Here is a 22,749-nt window from a genome sequence, read left to right as displayed (position 1 = left end):
ACCTGCCAAGAAGGCCGCCGCCAAGAAGGCGCCTGCGAAGAAGGCTGCTGCCAAGAAGGCGCCCGCGAAAAAGGCTGCGGCCAAGAAAGCCGCGAAAAAGCCCGCTGCCAAGCCTGCCGCTGCTGCCAAGAAGCCTGCTGCAAAGAAGGCTGCCAAGGCAGCTGCGCCCGCCAAGGCCGCAGCCGTAGCACCCGCTGCACCTGCCGCGCAAACGACGCTGAATCCCCAGGCAGCCTGGCCGTTCCCGACGGCCAGCAAGCCCTGAGTTTCTCAGCGGCCTTGAAGGCGCAAAGCCCGGCACCTCACGGTGTCGGGCTTTTTTATGGGCACCTCCAAACGCCGGCGAACCGGCTTCGGGGGCGACGAAAGAAGATCAGAGGCCCAGGGCCTTGCGGTCGACCTGGTAGTTCTGCGGCCCACGCTGCGCGATCTTGAGCGCGCCGATGCGGTTGCCCAGTGCCGCGCATTGCGCCAGCGGCCATTCCTTTTCCAGACCGAACAGCAGCGCGCCGCGCCATGCGTCGCCACAGCCGGTGGGCTCCACCACTTCGGTCGGCACCACGCCCGGCACGTGCTCGCGCTCGCCGTCCGTCCACACCTCGCAGCCGTCGGCCGCCAGCGTCACCACCAGGCCGCGCACGCGCTTCGAGATTTCGGCCAGGCTCCAGCCGGTGCGTTGCGACAGCATCTTGCCTTCGTAGTCGTTCACCACCACCCAGCTCGCGAGCTCGACGAAGTGGCGCAGCGCCTCGCCGTCGAACATCGGCAGGCCCTGGCCCGGATCGAACACGAACGGAATGCCGGCGGCGGCAAACTGCTCCGCGTGCTGCAGCATCGCGTCGCGGCCGTCGGGCGCGATGATGCCCAGCTTGATGTCCTCACGCGCGGCCACCTTGGTGACGTGCGCCTGCTGCATCGCGCCCGGATGGAACGCGGTGATCTGGTTGTTGTCGACGTCGTTCATGATCATCGCCTGCGCGGTGAAGGTGTCGTCGAGCTGGCGCACGAACTCGGTGTCGATGCCCAGCGTGCGCATGCGCTCGACGTACGAGGCACCGTCGCTGCCGAGCGTGGCCATTGGCAGGGCCGTGCCGCCGAGGGCGTTGAGGCTGTACGCGATGTTGCCGGCGCAGCCGCCGAAGTCGCGCCGCAGTGTCGGCACCAGGAACGACACATTGAGGATGTGCAGCTGGTCCGGAAGGATCTGGTCGGCGAAGCGCCCCTCGAAAGTCATGATCGTGTCGAACGCGAGGGAACCGCAAATTACTGCTGCCATGGGTGAGCCGTTGGTTGAAAAATGGAAGGAAGAACGAGACGCGTGCGGGCGCCCCGTTCAGGGATAAAAAGCCTCGACGCGGTAGCCCGCGATGGGCGGCAGCGCCGCTGCTTCCGAAGCAGACAGCGTCAGGGGCAGCGATGCCGCGCGATCGGCCCGCGCCGCCAGCACCGTGGGCGCGCCGTAGTCGACCGGCATGAGCACGCGGCGCACCACGGCCCGCTCCTGCGTGTCGAGCAACGACAGCTCCACGGCCGGCATCGCGAGCGGCACGGTCGCGCCGTTGCGCAGGGTGAAGCTCAGGCGGTAGTCGTTGGCGCCGGTCTTCTCGCGCGCGAAGGCCGCGCCCTCGATCACGATGTCGCCGATCTGGCGCAGGGCCGACAGCTCGCAACCCGTGTATTGACACAGCGTAGCCAGGGCCGGACGCAGGTTGGGCTGGCGCGCGGCGATGCCGTCGCGCTCATGGCGAATGACCTGCACCACGAGCAGCAGCACGGCAAGCAGCGCCAGCAGCCCGAGCACGATGCGCACGGCCTTGCGCTGCCAGAAGCCCGGCGCCGAGTCGACCGGTTCGTCCTCTTCGGACAGCGGATGGCCCGGCGGCGGCTCGAAGGTCGACGACAACGAAAAATCGGGCTCGCTCTCGGCCGTCACCACCGAGGCGGCGGCCTTGGCGGCGGAGCGCTCCTCGCGCGCTTGGCGCTCGCGATCTTGGCCGACTTGATGCGGGCGCGGCGCAGCGCCTTCTGCATCTGCACCTGGTCGTGGTCTTTTTCTTCCTGCTCGCGTTCGCCTTCGCCGTCGTCGCTGGCGCGCTCGACCAGCGTGCGCATCTTGTGGCTGATGCGCGAGGCAACGGGCAATGGCGGCGCGGGCGGCGGCACCGAAGGCGGCGGGGCCGCCAGGTTGAGGTCGATGTTCGGGAACGGCGGCAACGTGCTTTGCGGCGGCTTCCAGGCGGGCTCGGTGGCATCGAGATCGGACCACGGCTCGTCCGCCGCGATGCCGTGCTCGGGCAGCGACAGCGAGAAATCGAGCGACGACGGAAGCGGCGGCATGACCGGCTGCGGCGCGGGCACCGCGGCCGCGGTTTCCGGCGGCGACTCGTGCTTTGACTGATGCTCGGGCTCGTCGTCGAAGAAGTCCGCGTCCTCGGCCGGCTGGGACGTCGCTTCGGGCTCATGTGGCTCAGGCGACTCGGGCTCTTCCGGCGGTGGTGGTGGCACTGGCACCGGCACTGGTGCGGGCGCCGGCGTTGCCGCTGGCCCGGGCTCGACCAGCCCCGGCATGTAGCCACCGCCCTGCGCGGCGGCCGGCGCACCGTCGGGTGCCTCATGCAGATCGAGCGTGGCATCGAACACGTGGCTGCAGCGCCCGCAGCGCACCCAGCCGTCCGAAATGCGAAGCTGATCCCGCACCACCTTGAAGGTGGTGGTGCAGGCGGGGCAGCGCGTGACAAGGCTCATGACGGGGCGATTGTAGGGTTGGGCCCTCGCCGCGTGAGGGGTGCGACGCGGCGCGAACGCCGGGCGCGAGCCCCTGCCTGCTCAGCAGCGTGCGGTCATGAGGATCCAGCCGTCCTCGGTGTCGCTGACTTCGAGCTTGGCGTACGGTGCGTAGGCCTCCTTCAATTCGTCGGCCTGGCGCGCGAGGATGCCGGCCAGCACCAGCGATCCGCCCGCCTTCACATGGCTGCGCAGCAGCGGCGCGAGCACCTTGAGCGGCGTGGCCAGGATATTGGCGAGCACGGTGTCGTATTCGCCCTTGGCGGCTTCGGGCAGGCCGGCATTCAATTGCACGGCATTGGCTTCGGCGTTGAGCACGGTCGAGGAGACCGCGGCTTCGTCGATGTCGACGGCGTCGATGTCGGCCGCGCCGAACTTCGCCGCGCCGATGGCCAGGATGCCGGAGCCGCAGCCATAGTCGAGCACGCGCTGCTTGCCCAGGCCGCCGCGCGTGGCGATCCAGCGCAGGCACATGCGCGTGGTGGGGTGCGTGCCGGTGCCGAAAGCCAGGCCCGGGTCGAGCCGGATCACCTGCCTGGCCTGTTCGGGCGGCTCATGCCAGGTCGGCACGATCCAGAACTCGGGCGTGATCTCGACCGGCGCGAACTGCGATTGCGTCAGGCGCACCCAGTCCTGCTCGGGCACCGGCGCAATGCCCAGCACCTCGCAGCCTTCGAAGAAGTCCTGCAGCGCCAGCACCGACGCGGCCTCTTTCGCGGCCGCTTCGTCGGGGAACAGCGCGATCACGCGCGAACGCTGCCAGCCCTCCTTGGGCGGCGGCATGCCGGGCTCGCCGAACAGCGCCTGCTCGGCGTCGGTCTGCGCGTCGGCGTCTTCCACCGACACGCTCAGTGCATCGAGTGCATCGAGCGCGTCGCTGAGCGTTTCGACCCGGTCTTCCGGCGCCATCAGGCGGAGTTCAAACATCGCGTGCTTTCCGGTTCAGCGCTTGTGCGCGGCCAGCCACTCTTCGAGGTAGTGGATGTTGGTGCCGCCGGTCATGAACTTGGAGTCGACCATCAGCTCGCGGTGCAGCGGGATGTTGGTCTGGATGCCTTCGATCACGGTTTCGTTGAGCGCCGTGCGCATGCGGGCCATGGCCTGCTCGCGCGTGTCGCCGTAGACGATGATCTTGCCGATCATCGAGTCGTAGTTCGGCGGCACGAAGTAGTTGGTGTACGCATGCGAGTCGACGCGCACGCCAGGGCCGCCCGGCGGGTGCCACATGGTGATGCGGCCCGGCGACGGCGTGAACTTCCACGCGTCCTCGGCGTTGATGCGCACTTCGATGGCGTGGCCGTGCATCTGGATCTGGCGCTGCGTGAACGGCAGCTTCTCGCCGGCCGCGACCATGATCTGCGTCTTGACGATGTCGATGCCCGTGGTGAACTCCGTCACCGGGTGCTCCACCTGCACGCGCGTGTCATCTCGATGAAGTAGAACTCGCCGTTCTCATACAGGAACTCGAAGGTGCCGGCGCCGCGATAGCCGATCTTCTTGCAGGCGGCCGCGCAGCGCTCGCCGATCTTCTCGATCAGCTTGCGCGGAATGCCGGGAGCCGGCGATTCCTCGATCACCTTCTGGTGGCGGCGCTGCATGGAGCAGTCGCGCTCACCCAGGTAGACGGCGTTCTTGTGCTTGTCCGCGAGGATCTGGATCTCGATGTGGCGCGGGTTCTGGAGAAACTTCTCCATGTACACGGCCGCATTGTTGAAGGCCGCGCCGGCTTCCGCCTTGGTCATCTGAATCGCGTTGACCAGCGCCGCCTCAGTGTGCACCACGCGCATGCCGCGGCCACCGCCGCCGCCCGCCGCCTTGATGATGACCGGGTAGCCGATCGCGCGGGCGATGCGCTTGTTGGTGGCGGCGTCGTCCGACAGCTCGCCTTCGGAGCCGGGCACGCAAGGCACGCCGGCCTTGATCATGGCCTGCTTGGCCGAGACCTTGTCGCCCATCGTGCGGATGTTGTCCGGCGTCGGGCCGATGAACTGGAAACCGCTCTGCTCCACGCGCTCGGCGAAGTTGGCGTTTTCGCTCAGGAAGCCGTAGCCGGGGTGAATGGCCTCGGCGTCGGTCACTTCGGCGGCCGAGATGATGGCCGGCATGTTGAGATAGCTCTGCGCCGACGGGGCCGGGCCGATGCACACGGCCTCTTCGGCGAGCTTGATGTACTTCGCGTCGCGGTCGGCTTCGGAATACACCATCACGGCCTTGATGCCGAGCTCGCTGCAGGCGCGCTGGATCCGGAGGGCAATCTCCCCCCGGTTTGCAACCAGGATCTTCTTGAACATGGTCACTCGATGATGAACAGCGGCTGGCCGTATTCGACCGCCTGCCCGTTTTCGCCGAGGATCTGGGTGATCGTGCCGGACTTGTCGGCCTCGATTTCGTTGAGGATCTTCATCGCTTCGATGATGCAGACCGTGTCACCCTCGTTCACCTTGCTGCCGACTTCGACAAAAGCCGGTGCGCCGGGGCTGGACGAACGGTAGAAGGTGCCGACCATCGGCGACTTCACGGCATGGCCGGCTGGCGCGGCTTCCGCTGCCGGCGCGCTGGCCACGGGCGCGGCAACCGCACCCGCGACCGGTGCCGCGGCGCGGCCGGTGCCGCCAAGGTTTGCACATACTGCACGGGGGCGGCACCGCCGCCCTTGACGATGCGAACCTTGCCTCGGTCTCGGTGATTTCCAGTTCGGAAATATTCGATTCGGACACCAGATCGATCAGTGTCTTGAGTTTGCGCAGATCCATGAGACTCCAGTGCCGGCTTTGCCGGTCTTGGGATATAACTTGTTCGAAAATCGACGATTTTCGGTGTTTGGCGGCTAACGCCAGCGGAGGGACGGGATTCTAACCACGAACCAGTTCGCGCCGCCAAGTGTCCAGATCGGTGGTTTCCAGCTTGCCCATTTTACGAGCGGCCACCGAACCGTTCGCATTCAGCACCAGCGTGAAGGGCAGCCCGCCCCCCGTGTTGCCCAGGTTCTTGACCAGTTCCGTGCCCTGCAGCCCGGCCAGGCCGGTGGGGTATGTGACTGGCGTGCGTTGCAGGAACTTGCGCACCGCGCTGGGTTGGTCGATGGCCAATCCCACCACTTGCCAGCCGTTGGCGCCGTGTTCACGGAAAAAGGCGTCGATCATGGGCATTTCTTCGACGCAGGGCGGGCACCACGTGGCCCAGAAGTTCAGCAGCAGCGGCTTGCCGCGCAGGCTGGACAGGACGAGGTCACCGCCCTCCGGCCGCTCGAAGCTCTGGTTCCAGAAAGCAGCATCCAGCTGCTCGCCGCCCGCCACGGAACCGCTGCCGCGCTCCTTCCACCAGGCGCCGCCGATTCCGGCAGCCGCGGCAGCCGCCGCCACGCCGGCATAGAGCATGCCGCGTCGGGTGGGCGAAGAAGTCATTCACTTGTCCTTTTCTCGTTCAATCAGTCGGCGCAATGCAGGCAGATCGCCGCGCGGCGTGCGCCCCTGGGCGTCGGGCTTCAGGGCACCGCGCAGGTCGTCGAGGTCGTAGACCAGCAGGTGCACGCCGATTTCCTCGCCGAGCGCACGGCTCGGGGCATGCACGCTCAGGGCCTCGACCTGCTCGCCATGAAAGCCGGTCACCATGCGGGGTTCGTAGTCCACATGGTGATCGATCAGGGCGATTTCGGCCGACTTGGAATCATCGCAGAACAATTGAATATAAATGTCTGACAACCGGGTGGCCGTTCCGTGCCACACGGCGCCGCCCACATGGGGGCGGAACACGGTCATGCGCTCCATCCACTCGAGGGCCAGCAGCCGCAAGGCGTGCAGTTCCTGAGGTTGCGTATCGGCGCAGAAGAGTTCGATGTACTCGCGCACCTCGGCCTCGACTTCGTCGTTGTTCGGCAGCGCGGTGCGCGACGACAGGCCCAGATCGCGCACCGCCCGGCGCTTGGCCGGGCCGTACTCCAGCCCTTCCTCGACGACGAGGCGGGCTGCGGTGGCGGCGATTTCACGCTTGGACGTGTCCATTCGGGCATTTTGCCCGCAGTGGACGTCCCTCACATGAACATCAGTACGGAGCACAGGACTAAGGCAGGGGCCACGGCGCGGCCCGCGCATGTCGCTTCCCTAGAATCGACCGATGCACATTCATATTCTGGGTATCTGCGGCACGTTCATGGGTGGCCTGGCCGCCCTGGCGCGCGAGGCAGGCCACCGGGTCACGGGCTGCGACGCCGGCGTGTACCCGCCGATGAGCGACCAGCTGCGCGCGCTCGGCATCGACCTGATCGAAGGCTTCAGCGCCGACCAGCTGGCACTGGCGCCCGACATGTTCGTGGTCGGCAACGTGGTCTCCCGCGCCCGCCTGCCCGACGGCAGCCCCAAGTTCCCGCTGATGGAAGCCATTCTCGACGCCGGCGCGCTCTACACGAGCGGCCCCCAGTGGCTGGCCGAGCACGTGCTGCTGGGCCGCCATGTGCTGGCCGTGGCCGGCACGCACGGCAAGACCACGACCACGTCGATGCTGGCCTGGGTGCTCGAAAAAGGCGGCAAGGCGCCGGGCTTCCTGGTGGGCGGCGTGCCGCTGGACTTCGGCGTGTCGGCCCGGCTGGGCGAGGGCCCGGCCTTCGTGATCGAGGCCGACGAATACGACACGGCCTTCTTCGACAAGCGCAGCAAGTTCGTGCATTACCGGCCGCGCACCGCTGTGCTGAACAACCTGGAGTTCGATCACGCGGACATCTTCGACGATCTTGCCGCCATCGAACGCCAGTTCCATCACCTCGTGCGCACCGTGCCCGGCACCGGGCGGCTGGTGGTGAACGCCACCGAAGAAAGCCTGCAGCGCGTGCTGGCCCAGGGCTGCTGGAGCGAACTCGCGCGCTTCGGCGTCGGGGGCGAATGGCAGGCGCGCGGCTCGCACGACGCCTTCGACGTGCTGCGCCACGGCGAGGTGGTCGGCCGGGTCGAATGGGAACTCTCGGGCCTGCACAACCAGATGAACGCGCTGGCCGCCATTGCCGCCGCCGACCACGTGGGCGTGCCGCCCGCGGAAGCGGCGCGCGCGCTCGGCAGCTTCCGCAACGTGCGCCGGCGCATGGAGCTGCGCGGCACGGTCGCGCGCGGCGGCGGCGCGATCACGGTCTACGACGACTTCGCGCACCACCCGACGGCCATCCGCACCACGCTCGACGGCCTTCGCAAGAAGCTGGATGCGGCCGGTAAGAAAAGTGAGCGCATCCTCGCCGCCTTCGAACCGCGCAGCAACACGATGAAGCTGGGCGTCATGGCGGCGCAATTGCCGTGGAGCCTGGCGTCGGCCGACCTGTCGTTCTGCCACACGGCCGGGCTCGACTGGGACGTGGCCGCCGCGCTCGCGCCGATGGGCGACCGCGCACAGCTGGCCGGCGCCGTCGAGCCGCTGGTGAAGCAGATCGTGGCCGCGGCGCGGCCGGGCGATCACATCGTCTGCATGAGCAACGGCGGCTTCGGCGGCGTGCACGACAAACTGCTTGCGGCGCTGCGGACGGCGGCGGCATCATGACCGCCATGCCGCTCCCCCTCCCCCGTGCGCGCGAGCTGATCGAGACGCTGAAGCTGCAGCCCCACCCCGAGGGCGGCTGGTACAGCGAGGTGTTCCGCTCGGCCGCGAGCGTCACGCCCACCGACGGCCGCGCGCCGCGCAGCGCGCTGACCAGCATCTACTTCCTGCTCGAGGCCGGCCAGCAGTCGCGCTGGCACCGGGTGCTGTCCGATGAAGTCTGGGTGCACCTGGAAGGCGTGCCGCTGGCCCTTTGGACCTGCGACGCCGCGATGCGCACCGCGCCGGCCCACGTGAAGCTGGGCCCGGTCGACGCCCACGGCACGCGGCCCCAGCACGTGGTGCCCGCCGGCCAGTGGCAGGCCGCGCGCCCTATCCAGAGCCACACGGCGGGCGACTACACGCTGGTCGCCTGCATGGTCGGGCCGGGCTTCGACTTCGCCGATTTCTCGATGGTGCCGCAGGGCAGCGACGAGGCGGCGTCGATGCGGCACCACTGGCCCGACCTGGCCGGCATGCTCTGAAAAAGCGGCTTCAGCCGCGGCGCTGCTTGACCGCTTGCGACAGCGTGTCGAGCACCTGCACCGAATCGTCCCAGCCCAGGCAGGCGTCGGTGATGCTCTTGCCGTATTCGAGGCCCGACAGCTGGTCCTTGCCCGGCGTGAACTTCTGGGCGCCCGACTGCAGATGGCTCTCGACCATCACGCCGAACACGCGGTTCGAACCGCCGGCGATCTGCGCGGCGATGTCCCTGGCCACGTCGACCTGCTTCTGGTGCTGCTTGGAGCTGTTGGCGTGGCTGCAATCGACCATCAGCGTGGGCGGCAGCTTGGCGGCCTCGAGGTCCTTGCAGGCCGCTTCGACGCTGGCGGCGTCGTAGTTCGGCGCCTTGCCGCCGCGCAGGATCACGTGGCAGTCGCGGTTGCCGTTGGTCTGCACGATCGCGACCTGGCCGTTCTTGTGCACCGACAGGAAGTGGTGGCCGCGCGCGGCCGCCTGGATGGCGTCGGTGGCGATGCGGATGTTGCCGTCGGTGCCGTTCTTGAAGCCGATCGGCGCCGACAGGCCCGAGGCCAGCTCGCGGTGCACCTGGCTTTCGGTGGTGCGCGCGCCGATGGCGCCCCAGGAAATCAGGTCGCCGATGTACTGCGGCGAGATCACGTCGAGGAACTCGCTGCCCGCCGGCAGGCCGATGCGGTTGATGTCGATCAGCAGCTGGCGCGCAATGCGCAGGCCTTCGTCGATGCGGAAGCTCTCGTCCAGGTACGGGTCGTTGATCAGGCCCTTCCAGCCGACCGTGGTGCGCGGCTTCTCGAAGTACACGCGCATCACGATTTCCAGCGTGCCGGCGTATTTTTCGCGCTCGACCTTCAGGCGGCGGGCGTATTCGAGCGCCGCGGCCGGGTCGTGGATGGAGCACGGGCCCATGATCACCAGCAGCCGGTCGTCCTTGCCGGCCATGATGTTGTGAATGTTGCGGCGGGTGCCTTCAATCAGCGTTTCGACCGGCGTGCCGCGAATCGGGAAGAAGCGGATGAGGTGTTCGGGAGGGGGCAGCACGTTGATGTCCTTGATGCGTTCGTCGTCGGTCTTGCTGGTTTTTTCGACGCTCGCATACCAGCTGTCGCCGGTGGGAGGGGTGTTCGTGCTCATGCTGCTTTTCCTTGTTTGAATGAATCGTCAGGGCATAAAAAAACCGCCGGGGGCTGGAAGCCACCGGCGGTTTTGGGAGGGTGTTCGTTTGCTTTACGCGCTCGCCTCTCGTCCGCCGGAAACCGGGAACCAAAAGTAGGCAAAAAAGTAAGCGCGGAGGGCGGACATGTGGGGGCAATGTAGCACGGAAAACAAAAACCCGGTCAAGCGACCGGGTCCGGCGTTGTTTATCGGTAGCCCGACTCGTTGGGGTTGTGGATGATCCAGATCAGGTTGCCGCTGGAGAAATCGCCCATGCCGCCGCCCGCGAAGATCAGCCGGCCCTGGCCCTTGTAGGTCATCTCGAAGCGGTGGCGGTCGCTGCCGAAATAGAACGGAATGAAGGCCTTGCCGGTGACGTAAGCACCCTGGTCGGTCGGCTGGCCCGCGAGGTCGGTGACCTGCCGGGCGCTCATGCCGATCTGCAGCCGCGCGAACTTGCTGTTGCGCGCCGGGTTGCCGGTGATTTCGCCTTCGTAGCCGTTCAGGCCCTTGACGGTGCGGCCGCTGCCGGCCTCGACCTTGGACGAGTCGACCACGTTGCCCTGGGCGTCCATGCCCGCCTTGGCACCGCCGCGCGCGGGGGCTGCAGCAGCAGCGGCAGGTGCCGCCTCGGGCTGGCTGGCCGAACCGCCGCGCGATGCGCAACCGGCGGTGGCCAGCACCGCCACGGCGGCCGCGGCCCACAGCACGGCCGGCGAATTGATCCTCTTGCCCATTGAAACGCTCCTTGAACTCGTCGTTCGCAAAAGGTGCGCAGCTTAGCAACCGAAGGAAACAATCGGCAAGTGACGAAAGGCCTAAGCCGTTCCACCTACAGTCAGGCCGTCGATGCGCAGGGTCGGCTGGCCGACGCCCACGGGCACGCTCTGGCCTTCCTTGCCGCAGGTGCCCACGCCCGAGTCGAGCGCCATGTCGTTGCCGATCATGGTCACGCGGGTCAGCGCGTCGGGGCCGTTGCCCACGATGGTCGCGCCCTTGACCGGGTACTGGATCTTGCCGTTCTCGACCCAGTAGGCCTCGCTGGCCGAGAACACGAACTTGCCGCTCGTGATGTCGACCTGCCCGCCGCCGAAGTTGGTGGCGTACAGGCCCTTCTTGATGCTGGCGACGATTTCCTTGGGGTCCTTGTCGCCGCCGAGCATGTAGGTGTTGGTCATGCGCGGCATCGGCACGTGGGCGTAGCTCTCGCGGCGGCCGTTGCCCGTGGGCTTGACCTTCATGAGGCGCGCGTTCATCGAGTCCTGGATGTAGCCCTTGAGGATGCCGTCCTCGATCAGCACGTTGCGCTGGCTGGCGTTGCCTTCGTCGTCCACGTTCAGCGAGCCGCGGCGGTCGGCGATGGTGCCGTCGTCCAGCACGGTCACGCCCTTGGCCGCCACGCGCTGGCCGATGCGGCCGGAGAACGCGCTGGAGCCCTTGCGGTTGAAGTCGCCCTCCAGCCCGTGGCCGATGGCTTCGTGCAGCAGGATGCCGGGCCAGCCGGAGCCGAGCACCACGGTCATTTCGCCGGCCGGGGCCGGGCGGGCGTCGAGGTTGGTCAGCGCGGCCTTCACGGCGTGGTCGACGTATTCGGCGATCTGCTCGTCGGTGAAATAGGCCAGGCCGAAGCGTCCGCCGCCGCCTCCGGAGCCGATTTCGCGGCGGCCGTTCTGCTCGGCGATCACGGTGACCGACAGGCGCACCAGCGGGCGCACGTCGGCGGCCAGGGTGCCGTCGGCACGCGCCACCAGCACCACGTCGTATTCGCTGGCCAGGCCGGCCATGACCTGCGCCACGCGCGGGTCGCGCGAACGCGCCAGCTTCTCGACCTTTTCGAGCAGCTTGACCTTGGCCGTGCTGTCGAGCGTGGCGATGGGGTCGATGCCGTCGTAGAGCGAGCGGCTCGAGGCGATCTTGCGGGCGGCCGTCTTCACGCGGCCGGTGCGGCCGGCGGACGAAATGGAGCGCACGGTGCGCGCCGCGTCGAGCAGCGAGGCCTCGGAAATATCGTCGGAGTAGGCGAATGCGGTTTTCTCGCCGCTGACCGCGCGCACGCCCACGCCCTGGTCGATGCTGAAGCTGCCGGTCTTGACGATGCCCTCTTCGAGGCTCCAGCCTTCGCTGCGGGTGTACTGGAAGTACAGGTCGGCGTCGTCCACCCGGTGCGCGGTGATCTCGGCCAAGGCCTTGCTCAGGTGCGATTCGTCGAGTCCGAACGGCGTGAGAAGGAGCTGCTGCGCCGTGGCAAGGCGCTCGATGGTGGGTTCGCGAGAGATCATGGGGGCCATTCTAGGCAGCCGCCCTCTTCCGCGCTGCCCTCAAGGGCACTGCGGCGCTAGTTCTGCGCGAGTTTCCGGGCGCGCGCGATCGACATCAGGATGCCCAGCCCCAGCCCCAGCGTCACCATGGCCGTGCCGCCGTAGCTGATGAACGGCAGCGGCACGCCCACCACCGGCAGGATGCCGCTGACCATGCCCATGTTCACGAAGGCGTAGGTGAAGAAGATCATCGTCACCGCCCCCGCCAGCAGGCGCGAGAACAGCGTGGCCGCATTGGTCGCGATGGTCAGCCCCCGGAAGATCAGCAAGATGAAGGCCGCGATGAGCGCCAGGTTGCCCATCAGCCCGAACTCCTCGGAATAGGCCGCGAAGATGAAGTCGGTGGTGCGCTCGGGAATGAATTCGAGGTGCGTCTGCGTGCCCTGCATGAAGCCCTTGCCGCCCACCCCGCCCGAGCCGATGGCGATCATCCCCTGGATGATGTGGAAGCCCTTGCCCAGCGGATCCTTGCTGGGGTCGAGCAGCGTGCACACGCGCTGCTTCTGGTAGTCGTGCAGCACGCGCCAGTCGACGCCGTCGGCGCACAGCCGGGTCTCGAAACTCACGATCAAGGTGACGGCCACCGCGCCGATCACCACCGGCGGCACGATCAGCTTCCAGGGCAACCCGGCAAAGAAGATCACCGCCAGCCCCGCCGCCAGCACCAGCAGCGAAGTGCCCAGGTCGGGCTGCTTCATGATGAGCCCGACCGGCACCGCCAGCAGCACCGTCGCCACCACGAAGTCGAGCGGCCGCAACTGGCCTTCTCGCCGCTGGAACCACCAGGCCAGCATCAGCGGCATCGCGATCTTCAGGATTTCGCTGGGCTGGATGACCATGCCCACGTTGATCCAGCGTTGCGCGCCCTTCTTGGTGATGCCGAAGAGCGCCACCGCCACCAGCAGCGCCACGCCCATCGCATAGAGCGGCACGGCCGCCAGCATGAGCTTTTGCGGCGGCACCTGCGCCACCACGAACATGATGAAACCGGCCAGCAGCATGTTGCGGCCATGGTCGACGAAGCGGGAGCCGTGGTCGTACCCGGACGAATACATGGTCAGCAGTCCGGCGAACGCGAGCAGCAGCACGGCGAAAGCCAGAAAGCCGTCGAAGCCCTGGAAGATGGGCGCGATGCGACGCGCCAGGGAGGGCTGATTGAACACGGCAGACATGGGGGCGGATTATCCCCGCCCCGCCGCCCGCCTCAATCGAAAGCCAGTTGAACGACCGTGCGCCCCGGTCGGCTTTCCACCGCCAGGCGGGCGCCGATGGCCCCGGCGCGCTCGGCCAGCGCCCGCGGCACGTGCGTGGCGTCGTAGCCCTTGCCGTTGTCGATCACGCGCACCTGCACCGTCTGGCCGCGCATGTCGGCCTCGAGCCGCACCACGGTGGCCTGCGCGTGCTGCAGCACGTTGGAGATGGCCTCGAACAGCAGGAACTGCAGCTGCCGCATGGCCTGCGCGTCGAGCCGGTCCACCGGCTCCACCTCGTCCACCGCCCATTCGAACTCGATGCCCGCCGCCGCCAGCCGGGGCTCCAGCCGGTAGCGCAGGGCCGCGAGCAATGCCCCCACGTCGCCCGGTGGCAAATGGATGGAATCGATCGACAGCTTGAGCTGGTCCAGCGAATCGCGCAGCGTGCGCAGCAGGTCGCCCGAGCTGGTCTGCCCCGACTGCAGCTGCCGGATCGCCGAGCTGATGTGCGAGCCCACGCCGTCGTGCATGTCGCGCAGGATGCGCTCGCGTTCGTGCGTGCGCGCCTGGTCGCGCGCGGCGGCCTCGAGCTCGGCGTAGGTGGCGGCCAGTTCGCGCTCGCGCTGGGCCACCTGCTCGGCCAGCGCCGCCACCGACCCGCGCGCCTGCACCGTGGCCGCATGAAAGCGCCGCAGCACGATCAGCAACAGCGCGACGCCGAAGAACACCGACGAGTAGCGCACCCAGGTGGTCTCGCCATAGGCGTCGCTGAGCCGGATCACCAGCCAGTCGCGCACGCCGAACGCCACCGTCACCAGCGCGGCGCCCGCTACCAGCAGCTGCTCGGCGTTCGGCCGGCGCAAGGTGGCGACCGCGAACGCGCCCACCATCGCCACGACCAGCACGATTTCCACCGCGAGCCAACCGGTGAGCCACACCGGCTCGTCGCGCGCCAGCGACAGCGACGTGAACAACGCCGTGCCGGCCACGATGGCCAGCATCGGCCAGCGCACCCAGTGGAAGCGGCGATCGCGCCCCCAGCCGGCGATATGGCAGCCGAACATCATCACGGAGACCATCCAGCCCGCGTAGCAGACGGCCATCAGCACGCCCCACGGCCCCCAAGACAGCGGCGGCTCGGCGATCACGCCGTCGGCCACGCGCAGGGCCCAGCAGAACTCAGCCAGCGCGGCCCAGAAATAGAGGCCCTCGCGCCGCGGCCGGCCGTTGGCATCGGGCTCGGCCTGCGTCAGCCAGAGCGCCAGCGCGATGCCGCCGACGATCAGACTGAACGCGGTCAGCAGCACGGAGCCGATGAAGCGCCAGGCATAGGCGCTCTCGAACAGCTCGGTGCGCACCAGCGCCGCCGGACCGACGGTCACCCGCGACAGCCCCGCGCGCCGCGCGCTGTCGGCGCGCAGGCGGATCTGCAGGTGGTTCTCGCCCTGCTTGAGCAGCGCCCCGGCACGGCCACGTAGATGGGCGACTTGGCGTAGTCGGCGTCGTTGCCCCGCTCCAGGTTGCCGTAGACCTGCAGCAGCGCGTCGTTGAGCTGCACCTCGAACACATTGCCCACGCGGGGAATGAAGATGCCCCACGGTGCCTCGGGCGCGGCCTCGAGCGTGAACGGCAGGTCGAAGCTGGCGACCCCGGGTCGCCCCCCGTGCAGGCGGTCCCAGTGGTAGGACAACTCGACCGGCGTCGTGTGCGAGACGCCGTCGATCGACGTCGTCACCGTGCCCCGCGTCAGTTCGATCGGGCGCTCAGGTACGGCGGCGCCCGCGGTCGTGGTCAGGCCCGACAGGAGTATCGCCAGCCACAGGAAGATCAGTGACACCAGCCTCGACGCCATCCGCGCTCAGCCCGGATGAGACAACAGACCGAGACGCGTCGCCTCGAAAACCGCCTCGCTTTTGGAATGCACCGCGAGCTTTCCGTAGAGGTTCTTGATGTGGGTCTGTACCGTGTGCACGCTCAGTCCTTTAAGCCGCGCGATTTCAGCGTAAGAGAAGCCGCGCGCGATCAGTGTCAGCACCTCGTGTTCCCGTCCCGACAGCAGGCCGCGGTCGGACTCCTCGGACGGCGCGTCGGAGGCCGCGCCCGTTGCCGCCGCTCCCGCGGGCGCGCCCGGGGTCGCCGCCGACTGCAGGCTGCGGTACTTGGCGAGCACGCGCCGCGCGATCATGGGCGAGATCGGCGACGCGCCGGCCTTCATCTCGACGATGGTCTGCGCGATGTCTTCCGGCGCGGCGTCCTTGTGGATGTAGCCCACCGCGCCCGCCTCGATGCTGGCGAGCACGTTTTCCTCGTCGCCGAAGACCGACACCACCAGCGGCTCGCAGCCGGGGAAACGCGAGACCGCGTCGCGGATCACGTCCAGCCCCGTGCCGTCGGGCATGCCCAGGTCGACCAGCAGCACGTCGGGAATCGTTGCGGTGCGCGACAGCCAGGCCCGCGCTTCCAGCACGGTGCCCGCGCTGCCGAGCCAGAAAAGGCGCGGGCTGCGCTGCACGCTCGCCTCGAAAAAGGCGCGCGCGCGGCTGTCGTCTTCGACGACGAGCACGCCCCATCGGCGCAGCGTTCCGTCATCCGGGGACTCGATGTTCATGGGCCTGAGCATAAGGCTCGGCACGCGCCGCAAATCCGGACGCACCTCACCCGTTCATGGGATGCGCGCAACGAAGCGCCCCACGAAACTTGCGCCGCCTTTTTGCCGCATGTCCGGCACATGGTCGCCATCGGGCAACGCCGCGCAAGCCGCGGTAACCCGAACGTAGACCATTCGTGCGGCAGGAAGAAACGATCCGAATACTTTCGGTTTCCATTCGTGCGAGGTACTCCGGGGCAAGGCCTTCAGGAGCGTTGGCGCACACCAAGTCTCGGTAAGCTATGGCCTTATCGAAGAACCCCGCTCGCGGGGTTTTTGTACGTTGGAAGCGGCCTCGCGAGAACAGACCTCATGCAAAATTACCTGGTCCCGACAAGCAGGGTACGACGTCCGCACCTCTCGTCCTTTCCTCGCATGGATCCGCAAACCACTCACCTGTTGTACCTGCACGGCTTCCGCTCCTCGCCCCTTTCGACCAAGGCCCGGATCGTGGCGGACCGCGTGGCGCGCCGCCACCCGGACCTGCAGTGGTGGTGCCCGCAATTGCCGCCGTCGCCGCACGATGCGATCGACATGGTGATGAAGGGCATCGCGCACTGGCCGCGCAAGTCGATGGCGGTGGTGGGCTCGTCGCTGGGCGGCTTCTACGCCACCTACGTGGCCGGCATGACGCGTTGCCGCGCCGTGCTGCTCAACCCGGCGGTGCACCCGGCGCGCGACCTCACGCGCTACATCGGCGACCAGACCGTCTGGCACGACCCGGCCGAGCATTTCTACTTCCGCCCCGAGTACATCCACGAACTGCGCGCCATGGAAGTGGGCCAGCTCACGCGGCCCGAACGCGTGTTCGCCATCATCGCCAAGGGCGACGAAGCCCTCGACTGGCACGAAATGTCCGCCCGCTACCCCGACAGCAACATCAAGCTGCTCGAAGGCAGCGACCACGCCCTGTCGGACTTCGAGAAAGCGCATCTGGACGACGTGATGGCGTTCATCAACCCCGTCTAGCAGCCGCCTCCGGGCTTTGCGGCATCCCCGGACCGGGACCGCGCCCGATTCAGCGTGGGAGAATCGGGGTCTATGTTTGTATTGTTTGAAGAAGCCGGCAAGTACCTCGGCGGCCGCGTGCTGTCGGAGGCCGAATCGTCGGCGCAGGTCGAGCTCGACACCGGCAAGCGCGTCAAGGTCAAGGGCGCCAACATCGTGCTGCGTTTCGAGAAGCCCTCGCCCGCCGAGCTGATCGCCGAGGCGCGCACGCTCGCCGCCACCCTCGACCTGGACCTGGCCTGGGAATTCGCGGCCGAAGGCGAATTCGGCTTTGCCGAACTCGCAGCCGACTATTTCAGCGACAAGCCCTCGCTCGCCCAGCAGGCGGCCGCGCTGTTCGCGCTGTTCGAGGCGCCGCACTACTTCCGCCGCGCGGGCAAGGGACGCTTCAAGAAAGCGCCCGCCGAAATCGTGCAGCAGGCGCTGGCCGCCATCGAGAAGAAGAAGGTCATCCAGGCGCAGATCACCGAGTGGGCCGGGCAACTGGCCGAGGGTGTGTGCCCGGCGCCGGTGCGCGAGCAGCTCTACAAGATCCTGTTCAAGCCTGACAAGAACGCGCCCGAATACAAGGCCGTGGTCGACGCCGCGCGCGCCACGCAGCGCCCGCCGCTGGACCTGCTGGAACGCGCCGGCGCCATCGACTCGCCCTACCAGTTCCACTGGCGGCGCTTCCTGTTCGAGAACTTCCCCAAGGGCACGGGCTTCCCCGCGCTCGCGGCACCGGCCATCGTGGACGACCTGCCCGTGGCCACCGGCGTGCAGGCCTTCTCGATCGACGATTCGCAGACCACTGAAATCGACGATGCGCTGTCGGTGCAGGGCCTGGGCACGGGCACCGTCACGGTCGGTATCCACATCGCGGCGCCGGCCCTGGCGCTCACGCCCGGCAGCGCCATCGACAACGTGGCGCGCACGCGCATGTCGACGGTCTACATGCCCGGCTACAAGATCACGATGCTGCCCGACGACGTGGTCAACACCTACACGCTGCTCGAGGGCGGCGAGCGCCCGGCCGTGTCGCTCTACGCGCGCTTCGACGAAGCCACGCTGGAGCTGCAAGGCACCGAGACCAAGCTGGAGCGCGTGCCCATCGTCGCCAACCTGCGCCACGACCAGCTCGACACCGTCGTCACGCAGCCGTGGCTCGAAGACGCGTCGTTCGAGAGCGCCGACACGCCCGAAGCAGCCGCCAGGCTGCGCGCCCCGCTGTCCTTCCTGTTCCGCCTCGCGAAGCAGCTGAAGGCGCAGCGCGAAGTGGTGCGCGGCAAGCCCGAGAACTTCAACCGGCCCGACTACAACTTCCGCCTCGTCGGCAACGACGGCGCCGAACCGGTCGGCAACGAGCAGGTGCAGATCACCACGCGCCAGCGCGGCGCGCCGCTCGACCTGATCGTGTCGGAAGCCATGATTCTGGCCAACAGCACCTGGGGCAGCTGGCTCGGCGAACTCGGCGTGCCCGGCCTGTACCGCAGCCAGGCCAGCCTGGCGCCCGGCATCAAGGTGCGCATGGGCACGCGCGCGTTGCCGCACGCCGGCCTGGGCGTGAAGAGCTATGCCTGGAGCACCTCGCCGCTGCGCCGCTACACCGACCTCGTGAACCAGTGGCAGATCATTGCCGCCGCGCGCCACGGCAAGACCGCCGCGCTGGCCGCGCCCTTCAAGCCGAAGGACGCCGACCTGTTCTCGATCCTCTCGGGCTTCGACGCGGCCTATGCCACGTACAACGCCTACCAGGGCGGCATGGAACGCTTCTGGACGCTGAAGTACCTGCAGCAGCAGGGCATCACCGAACTCGAGGCCAGTGTCATCAAGGACCTGCCCAACGGCGCGCTGGTGCGCGCCGAGACGCTGCCGCTGGTGTTCCCCGTGGCCGGCCAGCAGGAGCGCGGCGCGCGCCTGCGCGTGAAGCTCGGCGAGATCGACGAGATCGCGCTCGACGTGACCGGCACGGTGCTCGAGCGTCTCGACACGCCGAAGACCGATGCGGCCGCGGCGGACGAGGAAGGCGACGACGAAGAAGTGGTGGCGGGCCCGATCGCGATTGCGGTCGATCTGACGGACAGCGAGGCCGCGCCCGAGAACACGCCTGCATGAGCCGCTGGGCCGTTCCCGAGGCGAACACCGCAGCGCGTCGCGCGAAGGTTTCTTTAATGCTCTCCGGCGGATCGTCCGGAGAAATGTGGGCCCTGGAGGAGTTTCGAGAATGAACTTCAAGGACCTCAGCACGCTGCAGATCGCTCTGGGCGTGTCGGTCATCGCGCATGCCGCGCTGCTCGCGGTGCGCTTCGTCGATCCTGAATCCTTCAACAAGGTCTTCAGCGAGACCCCGCTCGAGGTGATCCTGGTCAACACCAGGACACAGGACAAGCCCGATCCGAGGCCAAGGCCAAGGTCATGGCGCAGACCTCGCTGGCGGGCGGCGGCGACCTCGAACAGGGCCGCGCGACCAGCCCGCTGCCGCCGTCGAGCTTCACCTCGGTGGGCGACTCGTTCGAGGATTCGCGCCGCCAGGTCGAGGCCATGCAGGCCCAGCAGATGCAGATGCTCGCGCAGATCAAGCGCGAACTGGCCGCGATGCCCGTGCCCGACCCGCGCAACCCGGGCGATCCGACCGAGGCCGCCGCGCAGGAAGAAAAGCGCCGCCAGATGGTCGAGATCCTCGCGCAGATCGAGCGCCGCGTGAACGAGGAAAACGCGCGCCCCAAGAAGCGCTACATCAGCCCGACCACGCACGAGGCCGCCTTCGCGGTGTACGTCGACAAGATGCTGCGCCGCATCGAGCGCGCGCGGCCGAGAACTTTCCCGAGCTCGCCGGCCAGAAGCTGTACGGCGAGCTCAAGATGACCATGACCGTCAACTTCGACGGCAAGGTGCTGGCGGTGGTCGTCGACCAGAGCTCCGGCAACATCGCGCTGGACCGCAGGGCGCAGGCCATCGTTCGCAGCGTCGGCGCTTTCGGCAAGTTCACCGACGCGATGCGCCGCGAGCAGGCCGACCAGATGGTGATCCAGGGGCTGTTCCGCTTCGCGCGGGACGGCACGATGGAAATCACCTCGCAATAACGAGCGATCGATCGATCGAGCGACACCAGGAGACGGCCCGCGCCGCCAAGCACCATGGACCTGTACTGCGTAATGGGCAACCCCGTCGAGCACAGCCGCTCGCCGCGCATCCACGCACGCTTTGCCGAACTCTGCGGTCAGCAGATGGACTACGGCCGGCGGCTGATTCCGATCGGCGCCTTCGCCGAAGGCATCGCGGCCTTTCGCCGTGAAGCCGCCGAGCGCGGCGACACGCGCGCGGCTGCAACATCACCGTGCCCTTCAAGTTCGAGGCCGCCGCGCTGGCGCAGCACACCAGCGAGCGCGCCACGCTCGCGCAGGCGGTGAACACGCTGCGCTTCGAGGCCGACGGCGGCATCCACGCCGACAACACCGACGGCATCGGCCTGGTCAACGACATCGTGCGCAACGCGGGCGTGCCGCTGCAGGGCAAGGCGCTGCTGCTGATCGGCGCCGGCGGCGCGGCGGCCGGCGTGCTGGGCCCGCTGCTCGACGCGGCGCCGCGCGCATCGTGGTGGCCAACCGCACCGTGGGCAAGGCCGTCGAGCTGGTGCGCCGGCATGCGGCGGTGGCGCTGCGCCACGGCGCGTCGCTCGAGGCCTGGGCGCTCGACGAAGTGCCGGGCGCGTTCGACGTGGTGGTCAACGCCACGGCCTCCAGCCTCGCGGGCGATGCGGTGCCCGTGAACGCCAGCGTGCTGCGCCCCGGCGGGCTCGCGGTCGACATGATGTACGGCCCCGCCGCCGCCGGCTTCATGGCCTGGGCCGAGGCACACGGCGCGGTCGCGCGCGACGGCCTGGGCATGCTGGTCGAGCAGGCGGCCGAGTCCTTCGAGATCTGGCGCGGCGTGCGCCCGCCCTCGGCGCAGGTGCTGGCCGAAGTGCGCGCCTCGCTCGCCACCACGCCCCGATGAAAGCCGTGCTGCGCCTGATCGCCTGCCTCGTGGTGGCGGGCGTGGCGCTCGAGCTGTTTTTCGTGGCGCGCATCGCGGCCATGGCCGTGGTCAACCCCGAGAGCACGGCGTTCCAGCGCTCGGAAGCCTTCCAGATCGCCATCCATCAAGGCAGCAGCGGCGGCTGGCGGCACGAGTGGGTGCCTTACGCGCAGATCAACGACACGCTCAAGCGCGCCGTCATCGCGAGCGAAGACGCGGGCTTCGTCGACCACAACGGCGTGGAGTGGGAAGCCATCGAGCGCGCGCGCCAGCGCAACGCCAAGGCCGAGGAACTCGCGGCCAAGCGCACCGCGCGTGCCGTGGCGCGCGGCAAGCCGGTGCAGCCGGTGCGCCTGCGCGGCGGCTCGACCATCACGCAGCAGCTGGCGAAGAACCTGCTGCTGTCGGGCGAACGCACCATGCTGCGCAAGGGCCAGGAGCTGGTGCTCGCCACGCTGCTCGAGGTGCTGCTCGACAAGCGGCGCATTCTCGAGATCTACCTGAACAACGTCGAGTGGGGCGAAGGCGTGTTCGGCGCCGAGGCGGCCGCGCAGTACTACTTCAGGAAGCCGGCCTCGCGCCTGAGCGCCAACGAGGCCGCGCGCCTGGCCGTGATGTTGCCCAGCCCCAAGTTCTTCGAGAAACGGCCCGGCTCGCCCTACCTGAGCGGGCGCGCGTCGACCGTCATGGCGCGGATGCCCGCGGCCGAGCTGCCTTGAATGCACTGAACGCGCCGCGTAGCCCTTCGAGGGCCAGCACGGCGGCGAAGCCGAACACGTAGGCCAGCACGTCCCACCAGTCGGCCGTGCTGCCCAGCACGATGCGCAGCGCGCGGTTGGAGATGCGCAGGTGCCAGACCGACGCCAGGTACTGCCCCAGCTCGACCGCGCACCCCACGCACAGCGCGGCCACGGCCAGCGGCAGCACGCGCGCGCCGATGGCCGTCTTGAACACGAAGTAGACCCACACCACGGCCAGCACGTCGCCGAAGAAACTTCGCACCCAGCCCCAACGCGCGCCGACGGTGGCCAGCAGCACGAGCAATACAAACAGGGCCACCGCCCACGCCAGAGAAAGAGGATCGAAACGCCATCGCATGGCCCGTATCATCGCGCCCATATGCTGGCAAAGCTCACAGGTTGGTTGTTGTTGGGAATCGTCCGGTTGCTCACCGGCGCGCAGGCGCGCTGGTATGGCTGTCCGCCCAAGGCCGAACAGCGCATCTATTTCGCCAACCACCAGAGCCACGCCGACCTCGTGATGATCTGGGCCGCCCTGCCCGAGGAGCTGCGCAGCATCACCCGGCCCATCGCCGCGCGCGACTACTGGGCCAACACGCCGGTCAAGCGCTGGATCACGACGGAGGTGTTCAACGCGGTGTATGTGGAGCGCGCTGCGACGGCACCCACGGCGCCCACTGCGGCTGTCGAGCCCGCGGCCGCCACCGAAACCGCGCCGCCGCCGGCCCCGACCGCGCGGGCCACGGTGCCTCCCCCGGCCGAGCGCATCGAGCCCTCGATGGAGCCGCTGCTCCCGATGTCGCTGCCTTTCGCCGATGCCTCGGTCGAGGTCATGAACGAAGTGCAGGGGCAGCTGGACCTGCCGCCACCGCCTC

Annotated in this window: 20 protein-coding genes and 5 pseudogenes; 9 read left to right on the top strand and 16 right to left on the bottom strand. The window is 68.2% G+C overall.

Annotation, left to right across the window (positions count from 1 at the left end; genetic code table 11):
* Positions 1-265, top strand: a pseudogene (locus tag BMG07_RS31760) (histone); the annotation flags it as partial.
* A gap of 108 nt (positions 266-373) precedes the next feature.
* Here BMG07_RS31760 and BMG07_RS31755 read toward each other — a convergent pair.
* The 8 genes and pseudogenes from BMG07_RS31755 to BMG07_RS31725 form a co-directional block, all read right to left on the bottom strand.
* Complete coding sequence (locus BMG07_RS31755) at positions 374-1,276, bottom strand: carbohydrate kinase family protein (protein WP_198087842.1); 903 nt, start codon at positions 1,274-1,276, stop codon at positions 374-376.
* A gap of 57 nt (positions 1,277-1,333) precedes the next feature.
* Entirely contained in the window at positions 1,334-1,933 is a 600-nt protein-coding gene (locus tag BMG07_RS45165) for a DUF3426 domain-containing protein (RefSeq protein ID WP_374221349.1), read from the bottom strand.
* Positions 1,930-2,745 (bottom strand): zinc-ribbon domain-containing protein, encoded by an 816-nt coding sequence (locus BMG07_RS45160; RefSeq protein ID WP_374221348.1) that lies wholly within the window; start codon positions 2,743-2,745, stop codon positions 1,930-1,932. The genes BMG07_RS45165 and BMG07_RS45160 overlap by 4 nt, the downstream gene beginning before the upstream one ends.
* Before the next feature lie 81 nt (positions 2,746-2,826).
* Positions 2,827-3,711 (bottom strand): 50S ribosomal protein L11 methyltransferase, encoded by an 885-nt coding sequence (gene prmA, locus BMG07_RS31745; protein WP_198087841.1) that lies wholly within the window; start codon positions 3,709-3,711, stop codon positions 2,827-2,829.
* Between the two features lie 15 nt (positions 3,712-3,726).
* Positions 3,727-5,075, bottom strand: a pseudogene (gene accC, locus BMG07_RS31740) (acetyl-CoA carboxylase biotin carboxylase subunit).
* A gap of 2 nt (positions 5,076-5,077) precedes the next feature.
* Positions 5,078-5,537 (bottom strand): annotated as a pseudogene (gene accB, locus BMG07_RS31735) (acetyl-CoA carboxylase biotin carboxyl carrier protein).
* 99 nt (positions 5,538-5,636) lie between these two features.
* On the bottom strand, positions 5,637-6,188 hold the full coding sequence (locus BMG07_RS31730) for a TlpA disulfide reductase family protein (protein WP_198087840.1): 552 nt from the start codon (positions 6,186-6,188) through the stop codon (positions 5,637-5,639).
* On the bottom strand, positions 6,189-6,785 hold the full coding sequence (locus tag BMG07_RS31725) for a hypothetical protein (RefSeq protein WP_198087839.1): 597 nt from the start codon (positions 6,783-6,785) through the stop codon (positions 6,189-6,191).
* Between the two features lie 112 nt (positions 6,786-6,897).
* Here BMG07_RS31725 and mpl point away from each other — a divergent pair, with 112 nt between their 5' ends.
* Positions 6,898-8,301: a UDP-N-acetylmuramate:L-alanyl-gamma-D-glutamyl-meso-diaminopimelate ligase gene (gene mpl, locus BMG07_RS31720; protein ID WP_198087838.1), complete on the top strand. Its 1,404-nt coding sequence runs from the start codon at positions 6,898-6,900 to the stop codon at positions 8,299-8,301.
* 5 nt (positions 8,302-8,306) lie between these two features.
* Entirely contained in the window at positions 8,307-8,822 is a 516-nt protein-coding gene (locus tag BMG07_RS31715; RefSeq protein ID WP_374221347.1) for a cupin domain-containing protein, read from the top strand.
* 10 nt (positions 8,823-8,832) lie between these two features.
* Here BMG07_RS31715 and BMG07_RS31710 read toward each other — a convergent pair whose 3' ends face one another.
* The 7 genes from BMG07_RS31710 to BMG07_RS31685 form a co-directional block, all read right to left on the bottom strand.
* On the bottom strand, positions 8,833-9,951 hold the full coding sequence (locus BMG07_RS31710; protein ID WP_198087836.1) for a 3-deoxy-7-phosphoheptulonate synthase: 1,119 nt from the start codon (positions 9,949-9,951) through the stop codon (positions 8,833-8,835).
* Between the two features lie 227 nt (positions 9,952-10,178).
* Positions 10,179-10,709, bottom strand: a complete 531-nt coding sequence (locus BMG07_RS31705; RefSeq protein ID WP_198087835.1) for a hypothetical protein — start codon at positions 10,707-10,709, stop codon at positions 10,179-10,181.
* An 81-nt stretch (positions 10,710-10,790) separates the two neighbouring features.
* On the bottom strand, positions 10,791-12,251 hold the full coding sequence (tldD, locus tag BMG07_RS31700) for a metalloprotease TldD (protein WP_198087834.1): 1,461 nt from the start codon (positions 12,249-12,251) through the stop codon (positions 10,791-10,793).
* A 56-nt stretch (positions 12,252-12,307) separates the two neighbouring features.
* Entirely contained in the window at positions 12,308-13,462 is a 1,155-nt protein-coding gene (gene rodA / locus BMG07_RS31695) for a rod shape-determining protein RodA (protein WP_198087833.1), read from the bottom strand.
* A gap of 32 nt (positions 13,463-13,494) precedes the next feature.
* Positions 13,495-14,865 carry a histidine kinase gene (locus tag BMG07_RS44420; protein WP_307867150.1) on the bottom strand — a complete coding sequence of 457 codons (1,371 nt, stop codon included), beginning with the start codon at positions 14,863-14,865 and terminating at the stop codon, positions 13,495-13,497.
* Complete coding sequence (locus tag BMG07_RS43190; RefSeq protein WP_269759590.1) at positions 14,862-15,320, bottom strand: hypothetical protein; 459 nt, start codon at positions 15,318-15,320, stop codon at positions 14,862-14,864. The genes BMG07_RS44420 and BMG07_RS43190 overlap by 4 nt, the downstream gene beginning before the upstream one ends.
* A 21-nt stretch (positions 15,321-15,341) precedes the next feature.
* A complete protein-coding gene (locus BMG07_RS31685) occupies positions 15,342-16,103 on the bottom strand; it encodes a response regulator transcription factor (RefSeq protein ID WP_198087843.1) in 762 nt (253 codons plus the stop codon).
* Positions 16,104-16,505: 402 nt separating this feature from the next.
* Between BMG07_RS31685 and BMG07_RS31680 the strand changes: the two genes are divergently transcribed.
* The 5 genes and pseudogenes from BMG07_RS31680 (at position 16,506) to mtgA (ending at position 21,853) form a co-directional block, all read left to right on the top strand.
* The gene (locus BMG07_RS31680) at positions 16,506-17,099 is read left to right on the top strand and encodes a YqiA/YcfP family alpha/beta fold hydrolase (protein WP_198087832.1); all 594 of its coding nucleotides are present in this window, start codon (positions 16,506-16,508) and stop codon (positions 17,097-17,099) included.
* Positions 17,100-17,171: 72 nt separating this feature from the next.
* Entirely contained in the window at positions 17,172-19,232 is a 2,061-nt protein-coding gene (locus BMG07_RS31675) for a ribonuclease catalytic domain-containing protein (protein WP_198087831.1), read from the top strand.
* Between the two features lie 109 nt (positions 19,233-19,341).
* A pseudogene (locus BMG07_RS31670) lies at positions 19,342-20,200 on the top strand (energy transducer TonB).
* Between the two features lie 54 nt (positions 20,201-20,254).
* A pseudogene (gene aroE / locus BMG07_RS31665) lies at positions 20,255-21,113 on the top strand (shikimate dehydrogenase).
* Positions 21,110-21,853 carry a monofunctional biosynthetic peptidoglycan transglycosylase gene (mtgA, locus tag BMG07_RS31660; RefSeq protein ID WP_198087830.1) on the top strand — a complete coding sequence of 248 codons (744 nt, stop codon included), beginning with the start codon at positions 21,110-21,112 and terminating at the stop codon, positions 21,851-21,853. Before aroE ends, mtgA begins: the two are co-directional and overlap by 4 nt.
* Here mtgA and BMG07_RS31655 read toward each other — a convergent pair.
* Positions 21,819-22,244: a DUF2809 domain-containing protein gene (locus BMG07_RS31655; RefSeq protein WP_198087829.1), complete on the bottom strand. Its 426-nt coding sequence runs from the start codon at positions 22,242-22,244 to the stop codon at positions 21,819-21,821. The genes mtgA and BMG07_RS31655 overlap by 35 nt on opposite strands.
* A gap of 9 nt (positions 22,245-22,253) precedes the next feature.
* Between BMG07_RS31655 and BMG07_RS43185 the strand changes: the two genes are divergently transcribed.
* A partial coding sequence (locus tag BMG07_RS43185) for a 1-acyl-sn-glycerol-3-phosphate acyltransferase (protein ID WP_269759589.1) occupies positions 22,254-22,749 on the top strand: 496 nt, incomplete at its 3' end.

Origin of the sequence: Variovorax sp. E3, from assembly GCF_016082275.1 — a bacterium.
Classification (GTDB): Bacteria; Pseudomonadota; Gammaproteobacteria; order Burkholderiales; family Burkholderiaceae_C; genus Variovorax.
This window is presented reverse-complemented; position numbering and strand designations above follow the sequence as displayed.